This is a genomic window from Pseudomonas sp. SIMBA_067, from assembly GCF_046534675.1.
Classification (GTDB): domain Bacteria; phylum Pseudomonadota; class Gammaproteobacteria; order Pseudomonadales; family Pseudomonadaceae; genus Aquipseudomonas; species Aquipseudomonas putida.
In genome coordinates, this window is sequence record NZ_JAWRYH010001367.1 from 1 (window position 1) to 235 (window position 235).

Genomic DNA, 235 nt, shown 5'->3' on the forward strand with positions numbered 1-235 from the left:
GTGCGCTGCCTGGCAGAATCGCGTCTATGGCCTGGTGGCGCCGGGTTACAAAATGGCCCAGGTCGCCAGCGACCATCTGCTGGGCCGCGACAATGCGTTTACCGGCGCGGACATGAGCGCCAAACTGAAGCTGCTGGGTGTTGATGTTGGCGGCATTGGCGATGCGCGCGGCACCACGCCAGGCGCTCGCAGCGTGGTCTGGCTGGATGAGAGCAAATCGATCTACAAGCGCCTG

At 63.8% G+C, this 235-nt stretch carries 1 protein-coding gene; it reads left to right on the plus strand.

Annotated elements, in window-relative coordinates:
- A partial coding sequence (locus SB765_RS33820; RefSeq protein WP_410933061.1) for a hypothetical protein occupies positions 1-235 on the plus strand: 235 nt, incomplete at both ends.